18 protein-coding genes, 2 pseudogenes and 1 other annotated feature are annotated in these 20,071 nt (G+C 44.3%); all 20 genes and pseudogenes read right to left on the bottom strand.

Annotated elements, in window-relative coordinates; genetic code table 11:
• Positions 1-22: 22 nt before the first annotated feature.
• Positions 23-2,779: an isoleucine--tRNA ligase gene (gene ileS / locus L0M13_RS11440; protein ID WP_235196619.1), complete on the bottom strand. Its 2,757-nt coding sequence runs from the start codon at positions 2,777-2,779 to the stop codon at positions 23-25.
• 43 nt (positions 2,780-2,822) lie between these two features.
• Positions 2,823-3,040: a binding site (T-box leader), on the bottom strand.
• Between the two features lie 61 nt (positions 3,041-3,101).
• Positions 3,102-3,617, bottom strand: coding sequence for a DivIVA domain-containing protein (locus L0M13_RS11445; protein ID WP_052651120.1), 516 nt, complete (start codon positions 3,615-3,617; stop codon positions 3,102-3,104).
• A 93-nt stretch (positions 3,618-3,710) separates the two neighbouring features.
• Positions 3,711-4,496 carry a YlmH family RNA-binding protein gene (locus tag L0M13_RS11450; RefSeq protein WP_235199318.1) on the bottom strand — a complete coding sequence of 262 codons (786 nt, stop codon included), beginning with the start codon at positions 4,494-4,496 and terminating at the stop codon, positions 3,711-3,713.
• A 63-nt stretch (positions 4,497-4,559) separates the two neighbouring features.
• The gene (locus L0M13_RS11455) at positions 4,560-4,823 is read right to left on the bottom strand and encodes a YggT family protein (protein ID WP_052651118.1); all 264 of its coding nucleotides are present in this window, start codon (positions 4,821-4,823) and stop codon (positions 4,560-4,562) included.
• Between the two features lie 20 nt (positions 4,824-4,843).
• The gene (locus tag L0M13_RS11460; protein ID WP_235196620.1) at positions 4,844-5,329 is read right to left on the bottom strand and encodes a cell division protein SepF; all 486 of its coding nucleotides are present in this window, start codon (positions 5,327-5,329) and stop codon (positions 4,844-4,846) included.
• A pseudogene (locus L0M13_RS11465) lies at positions 5,326-5,996 on the bottom strand (YggS family pyridoxal phosphate-dependent enzyme). Before L0M13_RS11465 ends, L0M13_RS11460 begins: the two are co-directional and overlap by 4 nt.
• A 119-nt stretch (positions 5,997-6,115) precedes the next feature.
• Positions 6,116-7,300, bottom strand: a complete 1,185-nt coding sequence (gene ftsZ / locus L0M13_RS11470; RefSeq protein ID WP_235196621.1) for a cell division protein FtsZ — start codon at positions 7,298-7,300, stop codon at positions 6,116-6,118.
• 57 nt (positions 7,301-7,357) lie between these two features.
• Complete coding sequence (gene ftsA, locus L0M13_RS11475; protein ID WP_235196622.1) at positions 7,358-8,638, bottom strand: cell division protein FtsA; 1,281 nt, start codon at positions 8,636-8,638, stop codon at positions 7,358-7,360.
• A 118-nt stretch (positions 8,639-8,756) separates the two neighbouring features.
• Entirely contained in the window at positions 8,757-9,104 is a 348-nt protein-coding gene (locus tag L0M13_RS11480) for a small basic family protein (RefSeq protein ID WP_235196623.1), read from the bottom strand.
• A gap of 2 nt (positions 9,105-9,106) precedes the next feature.
• Complete coding sequence (locus L0M13_RS11485; protein WP_235196624.1) at positions 9,107-9,823, bottom strand: DUF881 domain-containing protein; 717 nt, start codon at positions 9,821-9,823, stop codon at positions 9,107-9,109.
• A gap of 16 nt (positions 9,824-9,839) precedes the next feature.
• Positions 9,840-10,481 (bottom strand): DUF881 domain-containing protein, encoded by a 642-nt coding sequence (locus L0M13_RS11490; RefSeq protein WP_397443539.1) that lies wholly within the window; start codon positions 10,479-10,481, stop codon positions 9,840-9,842.
• Positions 10,482-10,542: 61 nt separating this feature from the next.
• Positions 10,543-11,343: a cell division protein FtsQ/DivIB gene (locus tag L0M13_RS11495; protein ID WP_235196627.1), complete on the bottom strand. Its 801-nt coding sequence runs from the start codon at positions 11,341-11,343 to the stop codon at positions 10,543-10,545.
• Positions 11,344-11,362: 19 nt separating this feature from the next.
• On the bottom strand, positions 11,363-12,727 hold the full coding sequence (murD, locus tag L0M13_RS11500; protein ID WP_235196628.1) for a UDP-N-acetylmuramoyl-L-alanine--D-glutamate ligase: 1,365 nt from the start codon (positions 12,725-12,727) through the stop codon (positions 11,363-11,365).
• Positions 12,728-13,696, bottom strand: coding sequence for a phospho-N-acetylmuramoyl-pentapeptide-transferase (gene mraY / locus L0M13_RS11505; protein ID WP_235196630.1), 969 nt, complete (start codon positions 13,694-13,696; stop codon positions 12,728-12,730).
• Positions 13,697-13,720: 24 nt separating this feature from the next.
• Positions 13,721-16,083, bottom strand: a pseudogene (locus tag L0M13_RS11510) (penicillin-binding protein).
• Positions 16,080-16,322, bottom strand: a complete 243-nt coding sequence (ftsL, locus tag L0M13_RS11515; protein WP_311195560.1) for a cell division protein FtsL — start codon at positions 16,320-16,322, stop codon at positions 16,080-16,082. Before ftsL ends, L0M13_RS11510 begins: the two are co-directional and overlap by 4 nt.
• Before the next feature lie 128 nt (positions 16,323-16,450).
• Positions 16,451-17,389 (bottom strand): 16S rRNA (cytosine(1402)-N(4))-methyltransferase RsmH, encoded by a 939-nt coding sequence (gene rsmH / locus L0M13_RS11520; protein ID WP_235196632.1) that lies wholly within the window; start codon positions 17,387-17,389, stop codon positions 16,451-16,453.
• A 22-nt stretch (positions 17,390-17,411) separates the two neighbouring features.
• A complete protein-coding gene (gene mraZ, locus L0M13_RS11525; RefSeq protein WP_052651091.1) occupies positions 17,412-17,843 on the bottom strand; it encodes a division/cell wall cluster transcriptional repressor MraZ in 432 nt (143 codons plus the stop codon).
• Positions 17,844-17,990: 147 nt separating this feature from the next.
• Positions 17,991-19,610 carry a bacillithiol biosynthesis cysteine-adding enzyme BshC gene (gene bshC, locus L0M13_RS11530; RefSeq protein ID WP_235196633.1) on the bottom strand — a complete coding sequence of 540 codons (1,620 nt, stop codon included), beginning with the start codon at positions 19,608-19,610 and terminating at the stop codon, positions 17,991-17,993.
• 75 nt (positions 19,611-19,685) lie between these two features.
• Complete coding sequence (locus L0M13_RS11535) at positions 19,686-20,069, bottom strand: DUF3397 family protein (RefSeq protein WP_235196634.1); 384 nt, start codon at positions 20,067-20,069, stop codon at positions 19,686-19,688.
• Positions 20,070-20,071: the final 2 nt, after the last annotated feature.

Below are 20,071 nucleotides of genomic sequence, written 5' to 3' on the forward strand. Positions count from 1 at the left end.
GGTTCTTCCTGCTCTCTACCTATTAAGCGTATTGCGTTTCTACAACGCTTGCGCAGCGTGGGCAAAGCGTCGGATGCGCTTCACTTTGGCCGATTTCTTTTGAAACCGTCCAGCAGCGTTCACATTTTTCGCCTTCCGCTTTTTCAACAACAACTGCCGCGTCGTTTAATTTCAATGCGTTTTCCGGTGCTTCTGCACCGCCAAATTCATACTGGGAAACGATGAACAATTGAGCTACATTGTCGTCTACGGAAGATAACAAGTTTTTCAATTCTTCATTGCCGAAAACGGTAACTTTCGCTTCCAACGACTTACCGATGACTTTCGCAGCACGGGCTTCTTCCAAAGCTTTCAAGACTGCATCGCGGACGTCCATGAACTGGGACCATTTTGCTTCCAAATCAGCGAATGCTGGATTTTCCTGGCTTTCTGGGAAGTCCGTAAGCTGAACGCTTTCTTCTTCCACGAAGCCTAGATAGCCCCACATTTCATCTGTTGTATGCGGAATGATCGGCGTTGCCAATTTCAAGATCGCCATCAACGAATCGAACATGACCGTTTGCATCGCACGGCGATGCGGATGGTCAGCTGCTTCGATATATACGACGTCTTTTGCAACATCCAGATAGAATGAACTCAAATCGTTTTGGCAATAGCCGTTCAATGCGTGGTAGATGGACGAGAACTCGTAAGTTTCATAGCCTTTCTTCACCGCATCAATCATTTTGTTCAGCTTCATGACCATGTATTGATCCATTTCGCGCATATCTTCAAATGCTACGCGATGCTCTTTTTCATTGAAATCCGCCAAGTTCCCGTGAAGGAATTTAAGCGTATTGCGGATTTTGCGGTAAACTTCCGATACTTGCTTGAAGTTTTCATCCGAAACGCGCACGTCCGCTGTGTAGTCGACAGATGCAACCCATAGGCGCAAGATATCGGCACCCATTTGGTTCATCACTTTCGCAGGTACGATGACGTTCCCTAGTGATTTACTCATCTTGCGGCCGTTGCCATCCAACGTGAAGCCATGGCTCAATACGCCTTTATAAGGTGCAATTCCGTTGATCGCGACACTCGTTGATAGAGATGAGTTGAACCAGCCCCGGTATTGGTCAGATCCTTCTAGATACAAATCAGCCGGATATTGAAGATCTTCGCGCTCATCCAATACGCCTTGGTGAGATGATCCAGAATCGAACCAAACATCCATGATGTCCGTTTCTTTTGTGAAAATGCCGTTCGGGCTGCTTGGATGCGTAAATCCAGCTGGCAGAAGTTCTGCTACTGAACGTTCGAACCATACGTTTGACCCGTGTTCACGGAATAAACCGGAAATGTGGGCAATCGTTTCATCTGTGATGATCGGGTCGCCATTTTCAGCGTAAAATACAGGAATCGGCACACCCCATACACGCTGGCGTGAAATATTCCAATCGCCGCGGTCACGCAGCATATTGAATAATCTTGTTTCGCCCCATGCGGGAGTAAACGTTGTTTCATTGATCGCTTTTAAAATCTGGTCACGGAAAGCTTCGATTGAAACGAACCATTGAGCCGTCGCGCGGTAGATAACCGGCTTTTTCGTACGCCAGTCATGCGGATACGAGTGCGTGATGAACGATAGTTTTTCCAGCGCTCCTGCTGCATCCAAAGCTTCTGTGATCGATTTATTGGCTTTGTCATAGAATTCGCCTTCGAATCCAGGAGCTTCAGCCGTCATGACTCCGCGCTCATCCACCGGGCACAGAACATCCAAGCCGTATTTTTTACCGACTAGGAAATCGTCTTCCCCGTGTCCAGGCGCAGTATGAACGCACCCTGTACCGGAATCTGTCGTAACGTGGTCGCCGAGCATCACAAGCGAAGTGCGGTCATACAATGGGTGTTTCGCCAAAATATGCTCCAGTTTTTCGCCTTTCATTTCGCGAACCACTTCATAATCAGTCCAGCCCAGTTCCTGAGCAACGTCTTCTAAAAGAGCACGGGCGATGACGTAAAGAGAGCCGTTCACTGAAACTTCCACATAGTCAAGATCCGCATGAACCGTAATTCCCAAGTTCGCCGGAATCGTCCAAGGAGTTGTTGTCCAGATGACTAATTTCGTGCCTTCTGCCAATACGCCTTTCCCGTCCGTCACGGGGAATGAAACATAAATGGATGGAGATTTTTTATCCTGATATTCGATTTCAGCTTCCGCTAAAGAAGATTCACTTGATGGGGACCAGTAAACCGGCTTCAAGCCTTTGTAGATATAGCCTTTGCTCGCCATTTTACCGAATACTTCGATTTGGCGGGCTTCATAAGCAGGCTTTAGCGTGACATATGGATTTTCCCAATCGCCGCGGACACCGATGCGCTTGAACTGTGAACGCTGGTTGTCGATTTGTTCATACGCATATTCTTCACAAAGCTTGCGGAATTCAGCAAGCGACATTTCTTTGCGGTTAACGCCTTTATTGGTCAATGCCTGTTCAATCGGCAAACCGTGCGTATCCCAGCCTGGAACATACGGCGCATGGAAGCCCATCATCGAACGGGAACGGACGATCATATCTTTTAACACTTTGTTCAACGCATGTCCCATATGAAGATCGCCATTTGCATACGGCGGGCCATCATGAAGGATGAAGAACGGACGCCCTTTGGTGCGCTCCAATGATTTCTGGTAAATGTTCATATCATCCCATTTTTTCTGCATTTCCGGTTCCCGGTTCGGCAAATTGCCACGCATCGGAAAATCGGTTTTCGGCATCAATAACGTATCTTTGTATTCCATCAAAATTCCTCCTATAGACATAATAAAAAGCCCCCCATCCCTGGAAAGGGACGAGGAGCTTAAACTCGCGGTACCACCCTTGTTGCAGCTGAATTTAAGCTGCCACTCGATCGCCGTAACGTGGCGTAGACGGTTTTGGCTACTCCAGTTCACCAAAACGGCTCAAGAGTGATTTCATCAGAACATCCTTCACCAGGCTCCCACTGTCCCTGGATCGCTTTGTCGAATTGAACTGAATACTGTCTCTATCAATGCGTTTGTATATAGTCGTTATAAAAACCATTTCATGTAATTATAAAAGCAAGCTGTGAAAGCGTCAAGTTCAGTATTCTTCTTTTTTCGCTTCAAGCTTATCCAGATTGGTTGTATCGATATCGTATTCCATCAAAGTTTCCCAGTCATCCGTATCAATCAGATCCAGCTGCGCTTCAACAAGCATTCTGAAACGATTGCGGAATACTTTGGATTGCTTTTTCAACTCATCGATTTCCATTGCGATGCGGCGGGCTTTCGTCAGAGACTCATTGACGATGCGGTCAGCGTTTTTCTCCGCTTCGCGGACAATCAACTTCGCTTCTTTCTGTGAATTGCGGCGCACTTCTTCTGCCGCTTCTTGAGCGACGACAATCGATTTCTGCAAAGTGGATTCGATGGTCGTGAAATGGCCGACGCGTTCATCCGTCTGTTTTAAACGCTCTTCCAATTCTTTTTTCTCTTTCAGCAAAAGCTCGTAGTCTTTGATGATCTGATCCAGGAATTCATTGACCTCGTCTTCCTGATATCCTCTGAACCCTCGGCTAAACTCTTTATTATGTATATCCAGCGGGGATAATGGCATTTCGTGCACCTCTCCTTAACATCTCGTCGTAATTTACATTATACAGTCCATTGGCATAAATATCAGTAATATTTCGTAATTTTTCAGAACCGCTTATTTGCTGCTTTCCAAACGGCCAATCTGGAGGCGGATTTTATCTTTTTTTGTACGCCCTTCCACCATCAGCACTTTCACGCGGCCAAGCCCTCTCGATGACAGCATATCAGATTCGTGCAATTCAAATGAAGGCTGTTCCTGAACCGTCCAATTCACTTTCACCTTGCCGCCCGTGATCAACGAAGACGCTTTTTGGCGCGAAATATTGTAGACAGAGCTCATCACGGTATCAAGTCTCATCGAGCTGACCGTGTGGCTTTCCTCAGACCATTCTTCTTTTACGGTGATAAACTCTTCTTCGTTTGTTATTTCCTCCAGATGCACCTTCACTTTTGAAGCAGACGTGAAATTCGCATGCAAATACGCGCTTACTTCATCAGCGACCGCTAACTGGATGGTTTGCCCATCAATTTGGATATCGCCAAATTTATTGCGGTCCAACCCGATAGCCATCATAGAGCCCAGCACTTCCGGGTGCTGCAGCGTTACAAATTTTGTCGGATACTTCAGTTCATAGACCGTAATTCGGAAATCTTCTTGCTGGACTTCATAATAAGACGGATACAAGAGCACGCGCTGCCGCTCAGCGTCTTCAAACAAACCGGAAGCGGCCATTTGAATATCGCTTGAACCAAGCACAGCCTGTACGATAAAGCGCTGGCGCGGATCAAGAAAATCCGTCAACTTGGGTGTATAACGGTCTTCTACATCAATCATCCAACCGGATACTTGTTCGATAAATTGCTGTTCATCTTTACGGAAATGCTGGAATAATGAATCCATGCCAATTGCCCCTTTCGCTTTCGAATGGTCTACCAACTAAAAAACCCCACAACTGTGAGGTAATTAATAAAAGTAATTAAATAAAACGACGATTCCACGGCTTGCCAAATTCAATGCAAAAATCGCAACGATCGGTGAAAAATCAATCATGCCTAGCGGCGGAATAAACCTTCTGAAAATATCCAGATAAGGATCTGTTATACTCGAAAGCATTCTTCCAAAACCAGATTCTTTTGCATTTGGCAGCCAGCTCATTAAGATACTCGCGATCAAAATGAACGAATAGATGTTTATTGCAACTAATAATAAATTTACGATAGCTATCATTGGTCCTTCATGCACCTCTTTTATTGTTGATCATCGTAGTAATAATCCGAAATGGCACCGTCGACTTCAACAGTGTCCGGCACACATAAGAAGATGTCGGTCCCTATGCGTTGGATGTCGCCGCCTAGCGCATAAACCGTTCCACTAAGGAAATCGATGATGCGTAGGCCTTGGTCTTTTTCAATGCGCTGCAGATTGACTACAACTGCTCTTTTGTTTTTCAAATTCTCTGCTATGTCCTGAGCTTCGGCATAGACTCTAGGTTCTGCCAAAATCACTTTCGAGGATTTCACAGCACTTTGCAAACTGACTAGATTAGGCGTTGCGGTTGCATTCTCCACTGCTTTTTGTCTCCGTTCTTTAGAAGGTTTTCTGATTTCCTGTTGGGTTGCAGCCGGCTTCTCATACCGCGGAGCCGGTTGCGGCTTCGGTTCTTGCTGAATCGGCTCATCATCTTCATATTCTTCTAAATAAAAGAAGTTCTTGAATTTGTTTTTAATGCTCATCCCGTTGCCTCACTTTCAGATCCTACCAATGCAGTTCCAATACGGACAAAAGTTGCTCCTTCTTCAGCAGCGATCAAATAGTCATTGGACATGCCCATTGAACATTCGGTACAAGGTGCATGCGCCCATCCTTTTGATGCAATTTCAAGCTGAAGTGATTTCAAGCCCTTAAACACATTGCGGATCACGGATTCATCTTCTGTGTTTGGTGCCATCGTCATTAAGCCCACTACTTCAATTTTCTCAAAAGACTGCAAGGATTCTATGAATGCCAAAGTTTCTTCAGGAAGCAGGCCGCTTTTCGTCTCTTCTTGGGAAACGTTCACTTGCACAAAACATTTGACCCGCTTGCTTGCACGTTTTTCAATTTCCTTTGCTAAGCTCATGCGGTCCAGTGAGTGCAGGTAATCGATCTGGTCAATCACATCGCGAACTTTTCGCGTCTGCAAATTCCCGATAAAATGCCAAGCTGCATCTGAAGTTATAGACTCTTGCTTTGTTTTCAAACCTTCCGGCCGGTTTTCCCCTAAATGCAGAATCCCCCGTCAATTGCTTCAAGCGTTCGCTGAACGCTCACTTGTTTCGTAACAGCGACAATTTCAACGCCTGGCCGGATGCCATTTAATTGGTTTTTTATCTCTTCATATACTGGTTTTATCGATTTCATCATTTCACAACTTTTCTATAGATGTTCAACTTATTGTACCAAGGACAGGCATATTTATCAATTAAGCCCTATTTGAAAAAAAACAGCCGCCCAGTAGGCGGCTGTTTAGGTTTTCAGGATTAACGTCTCTTTTGGCGATTGCGCAGGAACGTTGGAATATCTAGCGCATCATCGTGCTGCTTTTCCTGGCGCTGCGGCTGCGGCTCTTGCTGATATGCTGGAGCCTGTTCTTCGCGGCGCTGTTCTTCACGGCGCTGTTCACGAAGAGATGGCGGCGGAGTCTGCTGTTGGATCGATTGGACTCTGCTTGAATTCAATCCAGATCCTCTTGGCGTTCTCGGCTGCAATTGTTCTTCGTTGAATCCTGTAGCGATAACCGTAACAACAATTTCATCTTTCAAATTGTCATTGATGACAGATCCGAAAATCATATTAACGTCTTCATCAGATGCAGAGGCTACGATGTCTGCAGCTTCCTGCACTTCGTAAAGGCTCAGATTAGAGCCGCCCGTAATATTCATCAAGACTCCTTTAGCGCCATCGACTGATACTTCAAGCAATGGGCTGGAAACCGCTTTTTTCGCCGCTTCAGATGCACGGTTCTCTCCTGAAGAAACACCGATTCCCATTAGAGCGGAGCCTTTGTTCGACATAATTGTTTTAACGTCCGCAAAGTCAAGGTTGATTAGACCTGGTACTGCGATCAAATCCGAGATGCCTTGGACACCTTGGCGAAGGACATTATCAGCTTCGCGGAAAGCTTCAAGCATCGGTGTGCTCTTATCAACGATTTCAAGCAAACGGTCGTTAGGAATAACGATTAGCGTATCTACAGATTCTTTCATCGTGCTGATTCCGCTGATTGCTTGAGTAGAACGTTTACGGCCTTCAAAAGTGAATGGACGTGTAACCACGCCTACAGTCAAAGCGCCAAGTTCTTTAGCGATTCCAGCAATCACCGGGGCTGCACCAGTTCCGGTACCGCCGCCCATTCCTGCTGTTACGAAGACCATATCCGCTCCGCGCAATGCTTCTTCAATCTGCTCTTTGCTTTCTTCTGCAGCTTTTTTCCCGACTTCAGGATTAGCTCCTGCACCCAGTCCACGAGTCAATTTTCCGCCAATTTGAAGGCGAACTTCAGCTTGGGAAAGATTCAATGCCTGAGCATCCGTATTCACGGCGATGAAATCAACACCTTGAACACCGTGTTCGATCATGCGGTTTACCGCGTTGTTTCCGCCGCCGCCGACGCCGATTACTTTAATTACTGCCAATGCATCAACTGATGTATCAAATTCCAACATTCTTTTTCCTCCTAAAATTGCTCTGCCTTTTGAAAAGAGGCATGAACAATATTCATTTTATTCAAAAAATCGATCGAATATCTTTTTGGCTTTTGTGACTACGCCTTCACTTTCCGGTTTAGCCGGTTTTTGCTTTTTAGGCTGATGCTGCTCTTGTTCGATTTTAACGGACTCGGATAACGCGGCTCCACTACCTACGCGTCCATAGAACATATCTTCCATGTAAGCGTATTGGATCAATCCTACAGCAGTCGTGTATTGCGGTTCGCGCACCCCGATAAATTCAGGAACAAACAAACGCACACGAGTTTGAAGAATATGGCGAGCGAGTTCAGATAATCCCTCTAACTTCGCCATTCCGCCGGTTAAGACGATGCCTCCTGGAAGGTCCTGTACGCCAAGCCGGTAAAGCTCATCTAAAATCAGTTCGAAAAGTTCTTCCAGGCGAACTCCGATTATTTCAGATATGTATTTTTGGCTGTATTGCTCTTTTGTATCCGATCCGATAACAGGAACTTCAAAAAGTTCATCTTCCGATGCATCATCATAGAATGCATGGCCGTATTCCAGTTTGATTTTCTCTGCTTGTTCTGTTGGTGTTTTCAACACGATAGATAAATCTTTTGTGACATGGTCGCCTCCGACAGGAATGACCGATGAAGCTGTCAAATGACCGTCTTGGAAAATGGCGATTGAAGTTGAACCTCCGCCGATATCAATGCAGGCGGTGCCATGATTTTTTTCATCCTCAGTCAAAGCATAGTACCCGGCCACTAAAGGCTGGACATAAATGTCTCTGATCTGCAGACCTGCGCGTTCGACGCATCTTAAGACATTATGCAGAATCGTCTTGGAGGTTGTTACCATTGTACCATCCATTTCAAGACGGATCCCGATCATGCCTCTTGGATCTTTAATTTCATCCAGATGATCGACAATATATTGTTTAGGAATGATGTTGACAAGTTCGCGCTCTGGCGGAATTGAAATCACTTGTGCAGCATCCAGCACCCGATCTAAATCGTCATCTGAAATTTCCCGATTTTCACTATTGACCGCTACTACGCCTTTTACAGGCTGAAGCATCGCCTTATTTGCAGGAATTCCGAGTACGACTTCATGAATGGATTTGCCGATCATGCGCTCTGCTTGATCAACTGCTTTTTTTATCGATTGGACTGTAGCATCTATATCAACAATCGCACCTTTTTTTATACCACTGGATTTTACATTTCCTACGCCGATGACATGCAACGACTTATTGGCCATTTCTCCGATTAAAACTTTCACGGATGACGAACCGATATCTAAGCTTACATATAATTCTGATTGACTCAATTCGTGGCACCTCCTTAGTAAACTGCTGTTACCTACATTCTATTGTAAATTGTACGCCTTGTCTAAGTAAAATAGAGCAACTTTGTAAATTTTCCTTCAATTTAACTGTGTGTTTCGCTTACTTGCTTTTTTCAGCCCATTTTGCCAAGATGATTCGGCGAATGACCGCAATATTCTGGAATAATCGGACCCCGAAAGCGAATATAGCTGCCAAATACAAATCGACCCCTAAATGGACGCCTAAGAACGCGAGGCCGGCCGCAAGAATGATATTGAAGAAAAAGCCGGAAACAAAAACTTTATCATCATAGACCTGCTGCAAATGCGCCCGAATCCCACCGAACAAAGTGTCCAATGAAGCTAAAACAGCTATCGACAAATAATTCGCATACTCCGGAGGAATTTGGATATCAGTCAATAGGCCAAGCGAAATGCCCAAGATCAAACCTAAAATGGATAACCACATTGCTATTCCTCCTCCGCTATTTGTAAATGCCGATAATTGAGTTCTTTTGCATAAGGCTCAATCGTCACATGTTCTTGAGGCGCTGAAATTTCAACTGATAAATTATCGATGTAGAAATCGTCAAGGATCCTTGATGACAATAAATGATTATACAACTTTTCGGTGTCTTCCATCGAGTTGGAAGCGATCTTAATTTTAAAAGGGGGCGTTTGTATCGGAATTGCATTGACTGTCGTTAGGCCATTAATATCACGGATGGCAGTAGTATTGACTATCCGGTTTCCATCGACTGAGACATACAATCCATTATTGCGATTTATTTCATTTACCAATCGAATCAATAGATCGGGCGCAATATAATCGATTTCTTCTCCGAAAGCCACCGCTTCAGCCGAAGGTTCAATCGTCATTTCAATTCCTGTAGCGGTCATTTCGGTTAGGCCCGCTAACCCCCTGAGCTCTTCGACCGTGTCTTTCAAAGCTTGCTCTGGACTTTCAGATGATATCTCTTCGTATTTCGATAGTGTCGCATCAAGTAAGCCGACTTCTGATAATAATTCAGAGTGGAGTTGCTTTTCCCTTGAAAGCTCTTGCCTGATTTCCCAGACATCGCGGGTATCCCTGTCATCAGGTTCATTTATCGTATTATATTGAATAGCTGTCATTAACCCTATGACAAACAATATGATTGAAAACCGGGAAAAGATTTTTCTTTTCATGCAACTCCCCCCTCAATTATGATTCTGTTAATAGTGCAGGCATCGTGATTTCTTGCCCTGAATCCAGCGTTACAATAATATTGTCATTGACCAATTGGTCCATGACACCTCCCGCCAATTTCATCGATGATTCCAAAGCATCCGGTTCCCCGATGGCTTCAATCGTGAATGGCGCCGGATATTGAACGCCGTCTACTGTGATTACCGGCCCTGTGCAGACGATATAGGAATTCGCATGGATGCGCTGTCCGTTAATCGCTATCGCTTCGGCGCCGGAAATGTATAGCTCGTTGATGACTTGGAATACATGGCTTTCATGGACGATATAATCATTCGGATTAACCGAATCCGAATCGTATTCCCCATCTTGCAAAGTCACTTTCAGTCCATTTCCTTCAACTGGCAATACACCTAAATACAAACGCAGCGCTTCCGCTTCTTCCGCATAATCGGCAAAATGTTCTTCACCATCCGCAAAAGACTGTTCGAATTGCTGAACGATTTTTTGCTTTTCTTCAATTTCTGAACGAAGCTCTTTATTGCGTTCCTGCTGTTCGATCAACTCTTCTCTAACCCGTTCTTCCTCTTGAGAAAATGCCCCGCCTGTAAATTCCACGGCTTCTTGTTTCGCCTGCGAGAGACTGTAGGAGTAAGCCATAATAAATCCAAGGACAAGAAAAACAAGTGAAAAAACAATCGATTTGCTGAAACGATAGCGCTTATTCTTCTGGTTCTTCTGGTTGCTCTGGTTGTTCAATCTCGTCACCTTCCTTCGGAGGACCATAGACATCATCATAGGACCGGAAAAATATTCCGACTTCCATATCGATGACCCCTTTTTGCCCATCTTCCAGTTGTGCAATGACCGATGGATAATAATTCAACTTATCGGTAAGGCCTTGCAAGATCCCTCTTACTTCATTGCCATCAGACATATACAAGGTAACAAAGGCTGCATCTTTATCGCTCGGATCTAAAATCACTTGGGAGATCAAGTTAAAAACTTCCGAGTCGACTTCAGTAAGCTGAGAAACTAATTCTTCTCTCGTTTCTTGGCTTTCGAAATTCGAGAAAATGGGCCCGTCAACCACCGATATGGCTTTATCTAAAGCAAAACCGTTAGAAAGAAGCATTTGATAGCTATTGCCTTGATCCAAGTAACCAATTTTCTCGTATTCCTTAATTCGGATGGCCACGCCGGTCAGCCATTTTTTCTGAACCTCGGCCTGTTCCACCCATTCAAGTTCTTTCAATTTCTCTTCAGCTTCCTTTTCAGTAAACGACCACATTGAATCGCCTATCGAAAGTTCACTGATTTCCTGGTAATTCTTTTCGCCGTAAATTTCCGCGCCTTCGACCGTGATTGTTTGAATCTCACTATATTTAGTTTGGCTATAAATGAGAATGGCAAGCAATAGAAGAAAAAGTAACAGCAAGGCAACGAACTTGCGATTGGTTCTTTTTTTCCGCCGCTCACGAAGCGTCGGGATGCGTTCTTCGATATCAATCACTTTGTCCATATTTGCTGCTCCTTTCTCTTTAGTCGTTTGCTTCCGTCACTTTACGGACAGCATCGATAAACGCGTCTCCGCGAATTTCAAAACTTTCATATTGATCCCAGCTCGCACAAGCAGGCGACAGCAGAATCGTATCCCCATCTGCGGAGTGATCAACGGCTTCCCCAACTGCTTCATCCATACCCATCACTTTTTTGATTGCCGGCACACCGCAGTCTTTTGCAAACTCGGCAAAACGGTCTGCTGTTTCGCCGAAAGTTATTAACGCTTTTACTCGGCTCATATAAGGGCGCAATTCTTCAAGAGAATGTTTGCGTTCAAGTCCGCCAGCAAGCAAAATCACTTGGCCCGGGAAAGCTTCTAATGCACTTTTTGTTGCCAATGCATTTGTGGCCTTGGAATCATTGTAAAATTTGCGGCCTTTCCACGAAACGATGAATTGGGAACGGTGTTTAACACCTGTAAAGGACGATAGGACACGTATGATGGTTTCCTTCGTTCCTCCCCAAAGCAAAGTAGCAGCAGTTGCCGCTAAGATATTTTCAAGGTTATGTTGTCCGCCAAGCATGATTTTCGAACGTTCCATAATTTTTTCGCCTTGCCAGTAAATAAATTCGCTGTCGGCGCTGATGCTTTTTTCCGTTCTGCCTTTTAATGTGAAAGGCACAAGCTGCGCTTTACTCTTCGCAGCATATGCCGACAACACAGGCTGATCCGCGTTATAAATGAAATAATCATCCGCCGTCTGGTTTTGGGTGATTTTCATTTTGGAAGCATTATAATCTTCAATGGAACCGTGATAATCCAAATGCGCTTCATACAAATTGGTAATGATGGCGATACGCGGCCGGAAGTCTACTGTTCCTTTTAGTTGGAAGGAAGAAAGTTCTGTGACGATGACATTCTTTTCTACCGCTTTTTCAGCGACACCGCTTGCTACTGTCCCAATATTCCCGGCAATCAATGGCTTCTTCTCATCTTGGTTCAACATGTGGAAGAGCAATGTCGTTGTAGTCGTTTTGCCGTTTGATCCGGTAATGCCGATAAACGGCGCTTCACTGATCAAATAGGCCAGCTCTATTTCAGTCCACACCGGAATGCCTTTTTCCATGGCTGAACGGATCAACACGTTTGAATAAGGTATTCCCGGGTTCTTAACGACTAATTCAAATCCTTCATCAAGCAAATCTTCTGGATGCCGGCCGCAGATGACCGTTACGCCTAAATTCAGCAAATCCTGAGCTTCAGGGTTTTCTTCAAAGCGTTTAGAGTCATTGACCGTTACAAAAGCACCCAATCCGTGTAAAATACGAGCGGCAGTAAATCCGCTTTTAGCAAGTCCGAGCACCAATACTTTTTTATGATAAAGTTCCGGAATCTGTTTCATTTACAATACCTCCAAAGCAATTGCAATAACTGCTGCGATAAGCCCTACCAACCAAAAGACCGTAACCACTTTCCATTCCGACCATCCGCTCAATTCAAAATGATGATGAATCGGACTCATTTTGAAAATGCGTTTCTTTCTTAATTTAAAGCTTCCCACCTGCAAAATAACAGACAAGGTTTCAATGACAAACACAAGGCCGATTAGCAATAATAGCAATTCCTGTTTCAAGAGAATGGAAACCATCGCCAAAGCTCCGCCAAGTGCCAATGACCCGGTATCGCCCATGAATACTTTTGCAGGGTACTTGTTGAATACAAGGAATCCCAGTAATGCTCCAGTTACAGAAAAAGTGAAAATGGCAATTCCTGTTTCGTCTTGCATAATAGCAAGAACTCCATAAGCTGCAAAAGCGATCGATGCCGTACCCGCGACTAAACCATCCAAACCGTCTGTCAAGTTGACAGCGTTCGAGAAGCCGACAAGCCAGAAAATCATAAATAATACGTATACCATCGACAATTCAAGTGAAATGGAAGTGAACGGAATTGTCACAGCCGTATCAAATCCTACGCTGTTCAGCAAGAAAAAGGAGATGGCTGCGATGACGATTTGAGCGATCAATTTTTGGAGGGAAGTCAATCCCAAGTTTCTTTTCAAGACCACTTTGATAAAATCATCCAGGAATCCGATCAAACCGAATCCAAATAACACTAACAGTAAGACAAATACTTTAGCGGTCAAAACATCAGCAATCATTGCCACAATCAGTACAGTCGCAATAATGGCAATCAAATATACGAGGCCACCCATGGTAGGTGTCCCCGTTTTCTTCATATGGGATTCAGGTCCTTCTTCGCGGATGCTTTGCCCAAACTTCATACGTTTTAATAGCGGGATAAAGATCGGCATTAACACCACAGTTAAGAGCAACGCTAATCCAAGGCCCAGCAACATGTAAATATCCATTATAGAGCTCCTTTAAATAGTAAATTATTCCCCGGTTTCTTCGGTGATTGGTTCTTCTAAGTTTTCTTCGAGAATGCTGCCTTCTTCTATCACCGGTTCTTCAACCGATTCTTCATCAACGGCAGTTTCATCCATTTCCGCTTCCAGCCCGTCTTGCCCAAGTCCTTCTTCGGAAGAGTTTTCCGCGTCTGTCTCCGGTATTCCTTCAGGCCCGTCTGCCATTAGCTGATTGAACGATTCTTCAGGAGTCAGCAATTGGATGACAATCGGCTCTCTCGGAGCAACTTCTGCACCTTGCGACAAGCTTTGGCTGACTGCGAATCCTTGTCCGGCAATTTCTAATGACAAACCGCTTAGCGATTGGAAAGCAAGCAAATCTCGTTTTGACCAGCCGGTAAAATCAGGAAGCAGCGGTACGCCTTCAGTTTTCAGGATCACTTTCGCACCTTCTGCGACCGTCTCCCCTTTAGCCGGATATTGGACGATCACTTTGTCGCCTTTTCCAGCAGGCACTGCTTCAATGCCTTGTTCTGCAAGCTGCGAAGTAAGGTCTTTTACGGATTTCCCCGTATAATCGTCTACCTCGAAGGTTTTAGCCGTTTCGGAATTTTCAGGTTCAATATTCATATACTTCAATCCATTTTCCATCACTGAAGTGAATATCTTCGAAACTGGAATTGAACCATATTCATCCAAAGGCAGCTGCGGCTGCTGAACGCCAATATAAATCAGCAACTCCGGATTTTCGGCTGGCGCCATACCGAGGAAGGAATACAAGTAATTATTTCTTCCCACCATATAGCGGCCATCTTCTCCAGGAATTTGCGCTGTCCCAGTCTTGCCGGCTACCGTGTAATCCTGCAGAGCGAACGGCCGTCCTGAACCATGTTCTGAAGTGACAGTGGAAGCTAGAACTTCCCGTACTTTTTGGGCAGTCTCCGCAGAAATCGGATTTCCAGCTTTTTCCGGCTCGCTTTTAACGGAAACTTCTCCCGTATCCGGGTTTTTAATCTGATCAATAACGTAAGGCTTCATCATCGTTCCGTCATTCGCGATGGCGGAAGCAGCCTGGATCATTTGAATCGGCGTCACCGTAGATCCTTGCCCAAAGGCAGTAGTCAAACGTTCCATCGGATAATTGTTCAAGACAGTACCTGAAGCTTCATTCGGCAGATCGATTCCGGTTTTTTTGCCAAAGCCGAATGCATCCACGTATTTCATGAAGTTTTCCGGTCCGATCCGTTCAAGCAAATATGCCATTGAAACGTTAGAGGAGCGTTGGAAACCTTCCAAGAACGTTATGCTCCCCCACCCTCTCCTACCGTTATGGTCACCGATCGTCGTTCCAAGCAATGTATAAGAACCTGAATTGTAATAAGCATTCGGATCCCATTTTCCTTCTTGGATTGCCGATGCCAGTGTGAACATTTTCATCGGCGAGCCTGGCTCAATCGTCAATTCAATGCTTTCGTTCAGCCAATTATCCGATAAACCATCGCGCGTATTCGGGTTAAAAGTTGGACGTTGCGTCATGGCCAAGATTTCTCCTGTTTTCGGATCCGCAATTACCGCAATCATCCTTGTAGGCGAATATTCTTGCTGAACATTATTCATCGCATCTTCCAAAAAGTTCTGCAATGTTTTATCCAAAGTCAACTGCAAATTCGAACCGTCCACGGCTGGAGTTACGATCGAGTCGCTATTCGGCAACAAATATCCCCATTTATCCGTATCAAATTCCATTTTGCCGTTCTTTCCAGTTAACACCTCATCATGGATGGCTTCAAGCCCCATTTTCCCTTTTGTTACGATTTGCCCATCTTCCAATTCTTCCTTTAAAGCAAAACCGATTAAATGGGAGGCGAAACTGCCATTTGGATAAAGCCGTTTCAAGTCTCTTACGAATAAGATTCCCGGGAGGTCTTCTTCTTTCATTTCAAGCATTTTTGTATGGCTGATTTCCCGTCCGGCAGAACCGAATTCAACCTGATACCGATCTTTTTCAATCCCAGTCTCTAAAATTTTCAGTATCTCATTTTCTTCCATATCCAGATGTTCCGAGAGAACCTGTGCTGTCATTTCAGGGTCGACCACATGATTCGGGTCTTTGGGATTTTGTGTTGCGGATTCTTCGATCACTGCCACTAATTTGTATGACAATGTATCTTCCGCTATAACTTCTCCATTGCGGTCAAGTATTTTCCGCGTTCTGCGGAAAGTACTTCTTCCTGGCTGTATTTGGCTGCCGCTTTCGCTGCCAATTCCTGGCCTTCAACAGATCCTGTTGCCTGAATAGTGACAATTCTCAGCGCCAAAATGAAAAAGAGCCCTGCAAAAGTCAAAAACAGCAGAAAGGCTCCCCATTGAAATCGAAACTTTTTTTTCATTGTCCAGGCACTACCTTTACATTTTGCTCATTTAATTTAAGGCCAGATTCTTTTGCTTTTGACCAAATGCGCTCATATGTAGAAAGTTCACTGACTTGCACAGACAAATCTGTATTTTGTTTCACTTTTTCATCGATTGATTGTTCAATTGTTTGAATTTCTTGAGTAGATGCCTGAATTTCCGATTGATTTTGCAAAATCATCAATGCACAAAAGACAAAAGCCGCCAAGAAAGACAAATAAAGGACTTTCTCACCTTTTGTGATTAAACTTTTTTCTTGACCGGCTGCCGACTCGGGTTTTGAGGAACGGCCGGCTGTTGTATGTATGCTTCTTTTCTTGCATTCAACGCCATTTGAACACGCCCTTATTCTCTGATTTTTTCTGCTATCCGCAATTTCGCTGATCGCGAACGGTTATTTTGCTCTAATTCTTCTTCTGAAGGCAAGATCGGCTTTCGCGTAATCAGCTTCAGCATCGGTTCCATGCCTTCCGGAATGACCGGTAAATTCGGCGGCAGTTCTGGAAGAGAGGAAGCTTCTTTGAAAATCGTCTTGCATAAACGGTCTTCTAATGAATGGAAAGTGATTACACTAATCCGGCCGCCCACTGCTAACAACTCTAACGCATGCTGTAAGGATATTTCAGCTGCGCCCAATTCATCATTTACGGCAATGCGGATTGCTTGGAATACGCGTTTTGCCGGATGGCCGCCTTTTCGCCTCGCAAATGCCGGGATGCCGTCTTTGATGCATTCCACTAGCTGACCTGTCGTTTCTATCGGTTCAATTTCTCTGGCCGCTTCAATCTTACGGGCAATTTGCTTGGAGAATTTCTCTTCCCCGTATCGGTAGAAGATGCGGACCAAGTCTTCAAACGGCCATTCATTTACTACATGGTAGGCGCTTAATGGAGCTGATTGGTCCATTCGCATATCGAGCGGCGCGTCATTATGGTAACTGAATCCCCTTTCAGGCGTATCCAGTTGGGGGGATGAGACCCCTAAGTCATAAAGAATGCCATCGACTTTGCCGATTCCGCGCATTTCAAGTTCTTCTTTTATCAATTTAAAATTCGCATGGATGAAGGTGATTCGGTGCAGATAATCTGCCAATTTTTCTTTTGCATGCTCAATCGCTGTCGCGTCTTGGTCAAAACAAAACAAATGTCCTTCATCTGATAATTGCTGTACTAAATATTCACTGTGCCCTGCCCCGCCTAGCGTGCAGTCCACATAGATGCCATCAGGACGAATGTTCAGTCCATCGACAGTCTCTTGGAGTAAAACCGTGGTGTGGTTGAACAATCCATTCCCCCCGTTCAATTTTTCAGAAATCAAAGTCCGCTAAATTCTCTGCAATATCATTAAATGAATCTTCTGATGCTGTAAAGTATTCTTCCCATGCATCTTTCGCCCATATTTCAAAGCGGTTCGATACTCCGAGGATTATGCATTCTTTGTCCAGTTTTGCGTATGTTAGCAATGTTGAAGGAATATTGACGCGCCCTTGTTTATCGAGTTCGACTTCAGATGCACCCGAGAAAAAGAATCGTGTAAAAGCACGTGCGTCTTTTTTAGTGACCGGAAGCTCTTTCAGCTTTTCTTCGATCTTTTGCCATTCATCCATTGTGTAACCAAATAAGCATTGATCCAGGCCACGGGTAATCACAAAACTTTCGCCAAGCTGCTCGCGAAATTTTGCAGGCACGATTAAACGTCCCTTTGCATCAACGCTATGTTGATATTCTCCCATGAACATGCCCGTCACCCCACTTATTGATTTTAATGTACCACAATCCCCCACTTCTCACCACTTGTTTTTGAAATATTTCATGTATGTTACGAAAATAAATCTCAGTTCTACTTCTTGAGACAAAAAAAGTCTGCCGAGGCAGACTTTTTGGACTTACATATAGATGATTTTGTGATTTTTGTCATATTTGAAATTCAGCTTCATCATGTCCTGCACAAGCGTCTTCCCATATTCATTCATATAAGGAAAAGGACTATATACTCGCTCTTGCAGACTATTATTTGGAATTAACTCATTCTCTATCATTTCAAAATGATTAAATTGCGTGCTGTTTTGAAGCAATACTTCATCTTCCAATTTGTTTTTCAAAAAATCCAATTGCTTTAAATGGATTTTAAGGTTCTTTTCGACAATCGGAGTCAAGCCTTTGCTAACTGTAGAAAACTTTTCTTGAATAGCTTCATATTCTGCTTGAAGATTCATCTTCAATTCTTCAATAATCGCTTCGGCATCTTTTTCGCGAACCGAATCCATCAACTCGCTCTTTAGCTGGGCCACTTTTTTGTCATTGACGATTCCATTGAAACCCAGTCCGTATTTCTCCATTAAACTCTGCACTTGGCGGTTCACAAGCGTCATGCCAAGGCGCGGTAAAATGACCGGCATTTCCATGCCCATTAGCTTAAATGCCTCTTTTAAAGCAGCCCAATAGGAAATTTCACCAGGCCCCCCTACAAAAGCCAGTACCGGGAACACCATTTCTTGCATTAACGGTCTCGTCACCACATTATTGCTTAACCGTTCTGGATTTTTTGCAGCAATTTCTTTGAGCTCTTCTGCCGAAAAGGAAACGGCTCCGCCGTTACCGATAAACTGGCCTTCGCTTCTTTGCAGCAGAATGCGTTCGCCTTGGACGGTGATAAATAGATTTGCCGCATCAGCCTCCGCTTCAATTGCAGCCGAATAGCCTTGTTTAACCAAAGATTGCTCTGTCCGATAAACCGCTTCTGCAATGGCTGTCGACTTTTCGATCATTTCCAGGAAATAAGAAGATTCATATTGGCGCAATTCCGGAAACGCTGCATCGATGAATACCAAGCCTTCTTCCTGGAAAAAATAATTGATAAAGGCAGCAAAGAAATCCGTGAACGAATCCGATGCTTCTAAAAAGCGGAAAGCCGTTTGATGCAATTCTTTGGAATGGGCCGTCTCCGGCAAGCTCCGGAAATACTCTTCCAAAAACTCCGTGATTTTCTTTTTGTTTAATTTCGCAGCAGAAGCGGAACTTTTTCCGTACTCCACGTGTGGAAAGTTCAATTTATCCACCCGTCCGCTAACTTCCCGGTACAGATGGCTGATTTCAGCTAAATCATGGTCTTCTCCGGCAATCCAGAATACTGGGACCACTTTTCGGTTTAACCGGTCGCTTGCTTCTTTCGCCAAGACGATAACAGAAATCGCTTTATGCACCGTATAAAGCGGACCTGTCAAAAGGCCGGCTTGCTGGCCGGTCACAACGACTGGCGCACCGTCTTCAAACGCCTGCAAATGCTCCAATGCTTTGTCAGAGATGCCCTGGCGGCCCATATAATTCCTTAAAATTGAACTGAGCCGCTGCCGGTCTACCGGATGCTGCTTAAGAACTTCCATTCTTTCAGCGAACTTTTCTAAGGCCGGTTCATAGGAAAAATAGTTATAAATTCCGTTCTCGCCATTTATGTAATCATTCATTAATTTATTTGCCGGTGCGGCATATTGTTCTTCTAGCCTCATGAAAAAAAGTCCCCTTTTCCCTATACATTCAAACTTACTATATCAAAAGGCAGTGAGAAATAAAAAAAATCAGCTTCATATCCCTAAAAAATGCAAAAGGGAAAGAACAATTCCAATTGCCCAGACCAAAGCATAGGCAAGGGCAAGGAGCACGAAATACATGCGCCACGTTTGGCGGATGTATCTCATTATTTCTATTTCTTTTGTCTGCCGCCATTCAATGACAAGCAAGACGATCGCAATCAATATCGCTATCAAATAAATGAGTGCTGATATTTCAATATGCCAGATCGCTTTGATCGAAACGGGCACTGAAAGGAACAGCAGAAACGTAGTCAAATCAGCAGCAAGGCCGATTGATTGGTATTTCATTTTTTTGCGTGCAATCAGCACAACTAAAAGAAAGGCAAGAAATGGCGCAAAGATGAAGATTGCCCCAATCGTATATAGAATATCCATCG

This window comes from Planococcus sp. 107-1 (assembly GCF_021513255.1).
In the GTDB taxonomy this organism is placed as follows: domain Bacteria; phylum Bacillota; class Bacilli; order Bacillales_A; family Planococcaceae; genus Planococcus.

What these genes read in the sequence shown, in the direction of transcription:
- L0M13_RS11455 (WP_052651118.1), bottom strand. Translation starts at nt 4,823, where the DNA reads ATGATAGCTATCGTAAATTTATTATTAGTTGCAATAAACATCTATTCG.
- mraZ (WP_052651091.1), bottom strand. Translation starts at nt 17,843, where the DNA reads ATGTTCATGGGAGAATATCAACATAGCGTTGATGCAAAGGGACGTTTA.
- L0M13_RS11480 (WP_235196623.1), bottom strand. Translation starts at nt 9,104, where the DNA reads ATGTGGTTATCCATTTTAGGTTTGATCTTGGGCATTTCGCTTGGCCTA.
- bshC (WP_235196633.1), bottom strand. Translation starts at nt 19,610, where the DNA reads ATGAGGCTAGAAGAACAATATGCCGCACCGGCAAATAAATTAATGAAT.
- L0M13_RS11495 (WP_235196627.1), bottom strand. Translation starts at nt 11,343, where the DNA reads ATGGACAAAGTGATTGATATCGAAGAACGCATCCCGACGCTTCGTGAG.
- ftsZ (WP_235196621.1), bottom strand. Translation starts at nt 7,300, where the DNA reads ATGTTGGAATTTGATACATCAGTTGATGCATTGGCAGTAATTAAAGTA.
- L0M13_RS11445 (WP_052651120.1), bottom strand. Translation starts at nt 3,617, where the DNA reads ATGCCATTATCCCCGCTGGATATACATAATAAAGAGTTTAGCCGAGGG.
- L0M13_RS11535 (WP_235196634.1), bottom strand. Translation starts at nt 20,069, where the DNA reads ATGGATATTCTATATACGATTGGGGCAATCTTCATCTTTGCGCCATTT.
- L0M13_RS11490 (WP_397443539.1), bottom strand. Translation starts at nt 10,481, where the DNA reads ATGGCTTACTCCTACAGTCTCTCGCAGGCGAAACAAGAAGCCGTGGAA.
- L0M13_RS11450 (WP_235199318.1), bottom strand. Translation starts at nt 4,496, where the DNA reads ATGGATTCATTATTCCAGCATTTCCGTAAAGATGAACAGCAATTTATC.
- mraY (WP_235196630.1), bottom strand. Translation starts at nt 13,696, where the DNA reads ATGGATATTTACATGTTGCTGGGCCTTGGATTAGCGTTGCTCTTAACT.
- murD (WP_235196628.1), bottom strand. Translation starts at nt 12,727, where the DNA reads ATGAAACAGATTCCGGAACTTTATCATAAAAAAGTATTGGTGCTCGGA.
- ileS (WP_235196619.1), bottom strand. Translation starts at nt 2,779, where the DNA reads ATGGAATACAAAGATACGTTATTGATGCCGAAAACCGATTTTCCGATG.
- L0M13_RS11460 (WP_235196620.1), bottom strand. Translation starts at nt 5,329, where the DNA reads ATGAGCATTAAAAACAAATTCAAGAACTTCTTTTATTTAGAAGAATAT.
- L0M13_RS11485 (WP_235196624.1), bottom strand. Translation starts at nt 9,823, where the DNA reads ATGAAAAGAAAAATCTTTTCCCGGTTTTCAATCATATTGTTTGTCATA.